9 protein-coding genes are annotated in these 10,433 nt (G+C 51.9%); 8 read left to right on the top strand and 1 reads right to left on the bottom strand.

The window, feature by feature from the left end:
- Positions 1 to 1,486 (top strand): carbohydrate porin (locus tag AACZ40_RS25600; RefSeq protein ID WP_339676379.1); only part of this gene is annotated, 1,486 nt, incomplete at its 5' end.
- Positions 1,487 to 1,628: 142 nt separating this feature from the next.
- Here AACZ40_RS25600 and AACZ40_RS25595 read toward each other — a convergent pair.
- Entirely contained in the window at positions 1,629 to 3,038 is a 1,410-nt protein-coding gene (locus tag AACZ40_RS25595; protein ID WP_291171807.1) for a DcaP family trimeric outer membrane transporter, read from the bottom strand.
- A 657-nt stretch (positions 3,039 to 3,695) separates the two neighbouring features.
- On the opposite strand from AACZ40_RS25595, the gene AACZ40_RS25590 reads away from it, so the two are divergent.
- From AACZ40_RS25590 to AACZ40_RS25560, 7 genes are all read left to right on the top strand, one after another.
- The gene (locus tag AACZ40_RS25590) at positions 3,696 to 5,267 is read left to right on the top strand and encodes an arylsulfatase (RefSeq protein WP_291171804.1); all 1,572 of its coding nucleotides are present in this window, start codon (positions 3,696 to 3,698) and stop codon (positions 5,265 to 5,267) included.
- A gap of 122 nt (positions 5,268 to 5,389) precedes the next feature.
- Complete coding sequence (locus tag AACZ40_RS25585) at positions 5,390 to 6,349, top strand: AAA family ATPase (RefSeq protein ID WP_291171801.1); 960 nt, start codon at positions 5,390 to 5,392, stop codon at positions 6,347 to 6,349.
- A gap of 9 nt (positions 6,350 to 6,358) precedes the next feature.
- Positions 6,359 to 7,273 (top strand): DUF58 domain-containing protein, encoded by a 915-nt coding sequence (locus AACZ40_RS25580; protein WP_291171798.1) that lies wholly within the window; start codon positions 6,359 to 6,361, stop codon positions 7,271 to 7,273.
- The gene (locus tag AACZ40_RS25575; protein ID WP_291171795.1) at positions 7,270 to 7,752 is read left to right on the top strand and encodes a DUF4381 domain-containing protein; all 483 of its coding nucleotides are present in this window, start codon (positions 7,270 to 7,272) and stop codon (positions 7,750 to 7,752) included. Before AACZ40_RS25580 ends, AACZ40_RS25575 begins: the two co-directional genes overlap by 4 nt.
- Positions 7,682 to 8,803, top strand: a complete 1,122-nt coding sequence (locus AACZ40_RS25570; protein WP_291171793.1) for a VWA domain-containing protein — start codon at positions 7,682 to 7,684, stop codon at positions 8,801 to 8,803. Before AACZ40_RS25575 ends, AACZ40_RS25570 begins: the two co-directional genes overlap by 71 nt.
- Entirely contained in the window at positions 8,800 to 9,723 is a 924-nt protein-coding gene (locus AACZ40_RS25565; protein WP_291171790.1) for a VWA domain-containing protein, read from the top strand. Before AACZ40_RS25570 ends, AACZ40_RS25565 begins: the two co-directional genes overlap by 4 nt.
- Positions 9,720 to 10,301 (top strand): tetratricopeptide repeat protein, encoded by a 582-nt coding sequence (locus AACZ40_RS25560; RefSeq protein WP_291171787.1) that lies wholly within the window; start codon positions 9,720 to 9,722, stop codon positions 10,299 to 10,301. The genes AACZ40_RS25565 and AACZ40_RS25560 overlap by 4 nt, the downstream gene beginning before the upstream one ends.
- Positions 10,302 to 10,433 lie beyond the last annotated feature (132 nt).

The raw sequence follows: 10,433 nt of genomic DNA, 5'->3' as shown, positions 1-10,433 counted from the left end.
GATTATTCGGATTGAATGGAAAATTCATCGTGTCGAGGGAGAAACACGACGAAAAGTACCGAAAGGACCTGCTTATTTTTCAGGATGCTTTTCGAGATTTGCTATGCTCACAGGCTTGATGAAACGTCGCCACAATTTGCAAATTCGTCCGATTCTCAGATCGGTCGGGTATTCCCTTTGCATTGCCAGTCTAGTCATTTCCGCTCGCAGCACATTCGCCAACGATGCGTTACCGGAGTCGCTGATCGAAGAGTCCCAGTCAGCAGACCTCAGCGATCAAGAGGCGTGCACCAGCTGCGAATGGAGTGAACCTGACTTCTGGACTCAAACCACTCTGACGGAAAACCTGTTTCAACGACGTCCCTGTCTGGCGGAACAAGGTATCACATTCGATGCCGACGTCGCCCAGTTTTATATGGGGGTTGCAGCAGGAGGCGCTGAGCAGGAATTCCGCTACGCCGGGCACGGCGACTACGTAATGAATATCGATTCGGGCAAGCTCGGCGGCCCGCAGGGATTGTTTGTGAAGCTTCGCGCAGAGCACCGTTTCGGCGAAAGTATTAACAGTGCCACAGGGGCAATCATCCCGGCCAACGTACTGACTGATCTCCCGGTCGCCGACAGTGATCAGCTCTATCTGACTAATGTTCTGTTTACCCAGATGTTTTCCGAATCGTTCGGGGTTTTCGCCGGTAAACTGGATACACTCGATGGTGACATGAATGCATTCGCACACGGTCGTGGTAAAACACAATTCTCGAACGCCGCTTTTGTTGCCACTCCCATTGGCCTGCGTACCATTGTTTACTCTTCGCTGGGAACCGGCTTCCTGATTCTGCGGGATGGTGAGCCGATCTTTACCTTCACCGTGATCAACTCCACCGATACCTCCCGCACCAGTGGCTTTGAGGAACTGTTTGCCAACGGTGCCTCCGTCATCCCGGAACTGCGACTTCCCACAAATCTTTTTGGCCGACCTGGACATTTCCTGTTTGGTGCCAGCTGGAGCAGTCGAGATTATGCGGCTCTTGAACAGGATCCGTTTATCGTTCTGCCTGATATTCCCATCGATCGCAAAACGGATTCCTGGTCATTGTACTGGAACTTCGATCAATATCTTTTTGTGGACCCCTGTGATCCCTCGCGCGGCTGGGGTGTCTTTGGTCGTGCCGGTATTGCGGACGCAGATACGAACCCGATTGAATGGTTCCTCAGCTTTGGTGTCGGGGGAAACAGCCCGATCTCCAGCCGCGAAGCAGATACCTTCGGGGTAGGCTGGTATTATTCCGCCACCAGTGACCGACTGGCTCCCTTCATCAATAACATTCTGGGAGGCGTGGGGGATGGATACGGCGTGGAACTGTTCTACAATATCGAAGTCACAAAATGGTTTCATCTCACCGCCGACATGCAGGTACTCCGTCCGGCCCGCCAGACAGTAGACACCGCCCTGCTGGTCGGCTTGAGAGCTGTCATCGACTTATAACGGTTCAAAAAAGTCAGATGGGCTTGGGTGTTTCGTTACGGTTTACCTCTTGATCCCAACCGGCTTGGATTTCTGCGTATGCGAATGGCGCTAGGAAGATCAGCTTTCCGGACTGAAAGTGACTTTCCACCTGTTCCCGGGATCAGGGCAGGTCAAAGATGAAGGAAGTCTGTAATCGATGGGCATCACCTGAGTCACCTCCTACATTATCTTTTGTTCCGTAGAGATATTCGACTCCGATTTTGACATTATTCATGGGACTCCAGATCAGGTTGGCAGCCAGGTAAGTGATCTGTTTCACATCGGTCGGAGATTGAAATGCCGTGGTATCAAGGCTGTTTTCGGCATAGGTAAAGTTGGAACTGAGTGAATCATTCCAGTCGTGAGTTAAACCGACCATCCAGCCAAACATGGGGAGCAGACCAGCCTGATTTGCCGCTGTAGGGGCTGCATCCGGCAGAGAACGATAACTGCCGATTCCCTCGCCGAAAACAATCTGCGAATAAACTTTGGTGCGCTCTGTGATCAACCGCACTCCCGTCATGTTGAAACCCCAGGCAAACGCCGTGACCACTGACTGACCGGTCGGTTGAAAGCCCACGACCCGGTACAGACCGGCAATCTGATATTGGGCACAATCGTTTTCATATCGCAGTCGGGTCACAAAATCGGGTGAGGGATTACGTGGCTCTCCCGTGATACCCATCGGGGGCTCAATGATAAAATTCGTATCCTCCACCGATACCGCGAAGGTGGTATTTTCATTAAAGATATTTTGTGTCCAGCGGGCTTGCGCCTGTCGTCGGTTGACGCTGGAAACGGAACCTTCAAAATCCAGAGTCGCCGGGGCAGCTGCCACATCGGCAAAAGTGGTCCACGTCTGTCCGACCAGGAGCGACCCCGATTCACCAAAAGCATGTCGTAAACGAAAACGATTTCCGTCACTGAAAAAATCTCCCTCCACATACACGCGAATCAGCCGGTCGTTGGTAAGCCACCGTGTATCAAAGCTCATCCGCGACTGCCGGGCATGAAACCGGGCATTGGTCCGATGGGGCGCCCCGATTGGAATGCTGGATGTCACAAAAGAGTCTGTCGAGTCAATCGGATCGAAATCATAGATGAAGTCGGCTTTCACCAGACCGCCGATTTTCATCGCGGCATCTTTACCAAAGATGATCAAACCGTCCGAAAAAGAAGGAGCAGAATACAGATCCAGACCCACATTGAATTTTCTCGCATCAGTAAAATAAGGATTCGCCAACAGTTCCGGATTCACTTCTTCGGATCCGGTAGACATCGTCAACGGAGTGACAATCCCATTTTCAGACCGTGACTCTGGACTCTCATAAGAATCCAGGTCTGCATTCTCATCAAAGATAAACCGGACTCTGCCGGGTCCTTCTGTCTCAGAATCAGGAAACCGATCCGCTTCTCCCTGAGCAGCTGGCGCAGGCGGAATTGAAGAGGGAATGTCCCTGGCTGCGACGCTGGTGACAACTGCAGCAATCGCGAACAGAAAGGTACCAATATTGATTGAGATCAATTGCATGATGAATGGGAGAGGTGAGAGGTGCAATAGATTTCGGAGAAAGGCGAAGAAATGAGAGCGCAATTTGTATCACAGAAACGTCGTCTTGAAAACCCCGATTCAGAATGTCGGCAAGCAGCGCTATCTCATTTTACAGGACAGAGATAATGGGTTCTGTCACGATGAGTGCAAAATCCTTTTCATAAATTTTCTGCTTCAGGAGACTGATCAAAGTAACCTCGCTGTCTAAAATCTTGCATCCGGAGGAACGGTAGGTCACCCGCGATTTCAGGCTCAGGAAAAGCTTCTCGCAGGACCGGTAATTAATGAGCAAACCTAATGAATCATGATGTCAGGCAGAACACCTTGTATCTCCCACAAGATTATTAGACCAAAATATCTGGAAGTCTGATTCACACTCTGTTGTTTTGCAGCAACAGTTGCATAAAAAGCTGTCTCTATTTCCTAAAATCAACAAGAAGATTAAGGCAATCATTCCGAATCGATTTCATCATTTTTTCACTGGCTAACAGAAATCGTTTTGGGTAGTATCGATGAATAAGTGTCACTTTGCAGTTCAGTTTCCGGGCCTGTCAAACAAACTGATTTTCGTATTCAGTTGACTGAACCCTCGCTTGAGACATTGTCATTTCAAAATCCTGTCAGGGAGCAGCCGCTATGAAAAGATTATCTCTGTCTGGGGCTGTCGCGCTCCTGGTCTGTGCCACACTGGTGACACAGTCGTTTGCGCAACAGAACAGCTCAAGTAGTAACAAACCGAATATTCTCGTTATATTTGGTGACGACATCGGGCAGACGAATGTCTCGTCCTATTCAATGGGGCTGGTGGGCTACCGCACGCCGAACATTGACCGGGTTGCCCGGGAAGGTGTGATATTCACTGACTATTACGCGGAACAGAGCTGTACTGCAGGTCGTTCCACATTTCTGACTGGTCAATGTACTTATCGAACTGGACTTTCCAAGGTGGGACTTCCCGGAGCTGATCTGGGATTACGGGCAGAAGATCCCACGATCGCAGAACTTCTTAAGCCACTGGGATACAGTACCGGGCAGTTTGGCAAAAATCACCTGGGAGACAAGGATGAATTCCTGCCGACCAATCATGGTTTCGATGAGTTCCTGGGTAACCTTTACCATCTGAATGCGGAAGAAGAACCGGAAAACCGCAATTACCCCAGTGATCCAGAATTCCGGAAGAAATTCGGGCCTCGTGGTGTGATTAAATCAAGCGCCGACGGCAAAATTGAAGATACTGGCCCGTTGACGAAAAAACGAATGGAGACAGTCGATGACGAAACTTCGGCTGCCGCCATCGATTTCATTGAACGCCAGACAAAAGCGGAAAAACCATTCTTCTGCTGGTGGAATGCCACCCGCATGCATTTTCGAACCCATGTCCGGGAAGAGCATCGTGACAAACCAGGCCTCACGGCGCGCACAGAATACGCAGACGGAATGATTGAGCATGACAAGCAGGTCGGAACACTATTAAAGAAACTCGATGAACTGGGAATTGCCGATAATACGATTGTGATTTACACAACTGATAACGGTCCGCATAAAAATTCCTGGCCCGATGCTGGCCTGAGCCCCTTCCGCAATGAGAAAAATTCCAACTGGGAAGGTGCGTTCCGCGTGCCTTGTGCGATTCGCTGGCCGGGAAAAATCAAAGCAGGTACTGTTTCAAATGAAATCGTCAGTGGCCTCGACTGGTTACCTACTCTACTGGCAGCCGCGGGTGAGAAAGACATCAAAGGCAAACTGCTCAAAGGGCATACCGCGGGTGAGAAACAGTTTAAAGTTCACCTGGATGGGTATAACATTCTGCCTTATCTGACCGGTCAGGAGAAAGAGTCCCCACGCAATTCGTTCTTCTACTTTAATGACGATGGACAACTGGTGGGTTTAAGATTCGAAAACTGGAAACTGGTCTTTCTGGAACAGCGTGCGAGGGGAACACTCAAAGTCTGGGCAGAGCCTTTTACACCACTCAGACTCCCAAAAATGTTTGACCTGAGGGCAGATCCTTACGAACAGGCAGACATCACATCCAATACCTATTATGACTGGATGCTGGACCACGCATTCCTGCTGGTTCCTGCTCAGCAATACGCGGGGAATTTCCTGGAAACGTTCAAAGAGTTTCCTCCCCGTCAGAAACCATCCAGTTTCAATCTGGATGATGTGATGAAAAAACTGCAGGAAGGGACTGGCGGGGCACAATAAACCTTGCCTGACTGACTGAAGTATTTCGTTCAAAGCGGAGCGACTTTTAACAGGCGCTCCGCTTTGATCTCTTTGACAGGCAATGCTCCTGAAGTTGCCAGACACTGATAAAAGGAACGTGCATGGATCCGCGTGAATCGATTCTGCAGATTTCTGAAGCCATGAATCAGGCGATCCTGGGACAGCAGACGGTGGTCGAACGATTGTTGATTGCGCTGCTGGCAGATGGACATGTATTACTTGAGGGTCTGCCTGGAACTGCCAAAACGCGCTCTATCAAAACGCTATCCGGATTGATCGAAAGCAGCTTCAGTCGCATCCAGTTTACTCCGGACCTGTTACCTTCTGATGTGACAGGTTCAGAAATCTACCGCGAGCAGAACGCGACGTTTGAGTTTCAGCCGGGTCCTGTTTTCGGAAATCTGATTCTGGCTGATGAAATCAACCGGGCACCGGCGAAAGTGCAGTCATCTCTGCTGGAGGCGATGGAAGAGCGTCAGGTCACGGTGGCGGGGGAGACACATCGACTGCCTGATCTGTTTCTCGTACTGGCGACGCAGAACCCGATTGAACAGGAGGGAACGTATCCTCTGCCGGAAGCGCAGATGGACCGGTTTCTGCTGTATGTCAATGTAGACTATCCTGTCAGTGAGAATGAACTTGCCATTCTGCGACTGGTTCGAAAAGAAAAAGCCTCGCAAGGCCAGCAGTTACCGACTCCTGTACCTCAGGAAGCAATCTTCGCAGCCCGCAAGCAGATCTTTGATATCCAGGTCGCCGCAGCTGCTGAACAATATATTGTGGATCTGGTTCTGGCTACCCGACATCCGGATCGCTTCGAGGGGAAACTCTCCCATTGGATTCGTCTGGGTGCCAGTCCCCGGGGGACGCTTGCCCTGGACGCGGCGGCCCGCGCACATGCCTGGCTGAATCATCAGGATTTTGTCTCGCCGGATAATATTCGCGCAGTCGCTCCCGCATGTCTGGCACACCGGGTTCATTTAACATACGAAGCAGAAGCAGAGGGTATCTCGCGAACGGATGTCATCGAAGAACTTCTGAAAATGGTCGTCGCCATCTGAGGACAGCCAATGAGCGTCTCCATCTCACTCAAAGAAATGATATTGATGAAAGCCGAAGCACGGGGATTTTCATTGCTGCCCCGGCAACCGGTTTCCTCATTATTGTCGGGACGCCACGCATCCCGTTTGCGGGGGCGGGGATTGACTTTTGAAGAACTGCGGCATTATCACCCGGGAGACGACGTCCGGACCATCGACTGGAAAGCAACAGCACGACTCCGCTCAACACACGTGCGGTCTTATAGTGAAGAGCGTGAACGCCCGGTTATAATTGTCGTGGATCAGCGTTCTTCGATGTTTTTCGGCTCGCGCCGGGCATTCAAGTCAGTGGTGGCAGCGGAACTGGCTGCATTAGGTGCCTGGCGCTCGCTGGAAGCCGGAGATCGGGTGGGGGGCATCGTCTTTAATGAAAACGAAGTGGTAGAAATCAGACCGCATCGCAGCCGAACGCGCGTGTTAAGGCTGTTTCATGAGATCGTCAAAATGAATCAGCAACTGGCGTCAGACCAGCCAGCAGCAGGCACAACTACTTTAAACGATGCCTTGGAAAAAGCGTTACACGTGGCGAAACATGATTGCCTGGTGGTCTTGATCAGTGATCTGGATGGCGCTGATGCGGAAACGCGCAGGCTCTCGACTCTCATTGCCGCGCGCAACGACATGCTGGTCGCAGCCGTCTATGATCCACTGGGAGCTTCACTTTGCGGTGCCCCCGGCATGGTGGCCGTCGATAGAGGGTCAATATGGGAGATTCCGGAAGGCGGCCTGTTTCAAAGTCAGTTCCGACAGGCGTTCCAGGACCGTGTCGATGAATGGCAGAAAATATTTCGCAACTTGAAAGTTCCCGTCATGCCGATTTCCACATCGGTTTCGGCAGGTAAGCAGGTTCTTTCGCTGCTGGGGCATCGGACGACAGCAAAATGAAAAATGACGCAACAGACCTTGATCGGATGCACGATATTATCGTCCCCGAACCGATCTCCTGGTGGCCTTGGGCACCTGGCTGGTATGTGGTCCTGGTGGTTCTGCTCTGCGCGATTCTGTACCTGGGCTGTTGTTACTGGCAGCATTGGAGATCTAATCATTATCGCCGAATCGCGCTGGTCGAACTGCAACAGGCTTGTTCGATTCCAGCGGTCTCTGAACTTTTAAGGCGTACGGCGCTTGCGGTTGCCCCTCGATCCGAAATAGCAGCAAAAACAGGTTCGAGCTGGACCGAATGGCTGATAGACCGGGCACCTGTCAGTATGCCGGACCAGATTCGTCAACAACTGTCGGCTGGCGTCTACGATTCAACGGAATCTGACTGCGATATAAAAGAGCTCAAAGCGTATGCTGCCCAATGGATCAGACGACATCACCAAAACCCGCTGTGTGATACCCAACCTGCGAAACAACGCTGATCGGTTAGCCCTTATGTTTGCCTTTTCGTATCCCTGGATCTTTGCCTTGCTGCCACTTCCCTGGCTGGTGAGAGTTTTTTTCCCCGCCCGACAAACAGGAGGAATCGCTGTACGTGTTCCTTTTGGCGCACGTCTGTCGGCAGTGATGCAGCAGCAGGGAGCAGTTCCGGCGACTGTCAGGAAGACGTGGAAACTGATGCTGCCCGCGCTCATCTGGCTACTGGTTCTGTGCGCGCTGGCACGCCCGCAGTGGATTGAGCCTCCGGTCGTTAAAGAGATTCCTGTCCGTGACCTGCTGCTGCTGGTGGACCTCTCCAGTTCAATGGACCAGAAAGACTTTATGAACCCTGCAGGCCAGGCGATTACCAGGCTGGAAGCGGTGAAAGAAGTTCTGGGGGATTTTCTGGTTCGACGCAAGGGAGACCGTGTGGGTCTGGTTGTCTTTGGCTCGGCACCCTATCTCCAGGCTCCCTTTTCGACCGATTTGTCACTCACCCGAACGCTGCTTGACGAATGTGATGTGGGAATGGCCGGACCGCAGACCGCGTTCGGCGATGCGATCGGACTGGGAGTGAATCTCTTTCAGGACAGCCAGGTGCCTGCGAAAACAATCATTGCCCTGACAGATGGAAATGACACGAAAAGTCAAGTCCCACCGGTGGAAGCAGCCCGGATCGCTGCCCAGCGTGAGATTCGCATCTATACCGTTGCCATGGGAGATCCCACGACTGCTGGCGAGGATAAGCTCGACCAACAGGCATTAAAGGATGTCGCCCAAGCGGCAAAGGGTTCATATTATTTCGCCGCCGATCGCAGGCAACTGGAATCGATCTACCAGGAACTGGATAAAATCGAAACCCGGGAGGTAAAGACAATCAGCCATCGTCCGCGCCGAGACCTGTATTATTATTTCGTCGTGGCTGCTCTGTTTGTTTCCCTGATTGAGAAATCGTATACCGTTTACCGATCCCGCCGTAAGATTCCATTAAAAGCTCAACAGACGGAAGTCAGGGTGAATCCGCAGAATGGCCAGCTGGAGGTAGTGTCATGATGGAATTCTGGACCCACTTTCATTTCCTCCGTCCCGGCTGGTTACTGCTTATCCCACTCGCTGCAGGATTATGGTGGCTCTGGTATCGAAATACGGAACCATTACGCGGCTGGCGCGAGCAGGTTGCTCCGGAATTATTGCAGGCGCTGATTGTCAGAAATTTGAACCATCGAGACCAGGCAACGTTCTGGTTACTCGCTGGCTGGATGATTGCCATCATCGCCAGCTCCGGCCCCACGTGGAAACAGGAACCCAACCCGTTTGCCGCGGATGCTGCGCCCCTGATGGTGCTGCTAAAAGCTGACAAGAGTATGAACCAGCCCGATCCTCAGCCCTCAGCATTGGAGCGCGCCCGGCTGAAAATTGCCGATCTGGTGAAAATCCGTAAAGGACAGCCAATCGGTTTGATCGCGTATGCTGGTTCGGCCCATCTGGTGCTACCACCTACGCGGGACACCTCCGTTGTAGCAGAGATGGCTTCACAAATCAGTTCAGAGATTATGCCTGAACCCGGCGACCGGCTTGATCTGGCAATCGAGAAAGCAGACCAGATTCTTTCCGGGCAGAATTCAGGTGGAACCCTGCTGGTCATAGCAGACAGTGTGATAGCCGATTCAGCTGCATTGAAGAACGCTCAAAAGAAAACCGCCGCGTACCCCATCCAGTTTCTTTCACTCAGGGATGATGCGACCGTTCAACAGGCAGCGGAATCTCTGCAAGCGACAGTGGTCAAGCTGACGCCGGACGATGAAGATCTGGAACATATTTCAAAAACGGCCGAACGGAAATCGGTGATCAGCGTCTCTGGAAAAGACCAGCGCTGGGAAGAAGCCGGATACTGGCTGGTTCCCTTACTCGCGATGATGGTAGCATTCTCTTTCCGACGTGAGGAACGAACCAGCGGCAGGGGAGAAACATGAGAAGCTCGATCATTGCACTGCTTGCGCTGTCATGGACCAACTGGTGGTTAACGACGGACCAGCAGGGGCAGCGTCTGTTTAAACAACAGAAATACCAGGAAGCTGCGAAAGTATTCCAAGATCCACGCTGGCAGGGAACGGCCTGGTACCGGGCGGGTGAGTTCGAAAAAGCGGCGCAGGCATATGCCAGGGCCTCAACACCCCAGGCGAAGTTTAATGCCGGCAATGCCTGGATGCTGCTCGGTAAATATGAGACTGCCATCGAACAGTATGACCAGGCACTCAAACTTCGACCTGAGTGGAAAGAGGCAGAGGAGAATCGTGCCATCGCGGAAGCACGCGCGAAAATGAAAGAATCAACAGGGGGAGACCTGGGTGATCAGAGAGAGGGAGCCGACAAAATTGTATATGACAGGAAGCAGGACTCCGGCGGACAGGATACAGAAACAGCTGGAGAACAAGCCTCGTCTGATGCGAGTATCCAGTCAATCTGGTTAAGACGAGTGCAGACGAATCCTGCTGATTTTCTTCGTTCCAAATTCGCTTATCAGTATGCACGGGAAGAGGGTCAGCAATGAAGGTTTCTTTATGTTTGACGCTGACGATATACCTGTTGCTGGTGTTACCCCGGATGATCCATGCCGCAGAAGTACGGCCGGCCAGCATTCAAATCAAGGAACAAAGCTGGTGGGTCGGTCAGCAGATCCCCT

The organism is uncultured Gimesia sp., from assembly GCF_963972345.1.
Taxonomy (GTDB): domain Bacteria; phylum Planctomycetota; class Planctomycetia; order Planctomycetales; family Planctomycetaceae; genus Gimesia.
The sequence above is the reverse complement of the archived record's forward strand: the minus strand, read 5'-3'. Positions and strand labels throughout refer to the sequence as shown.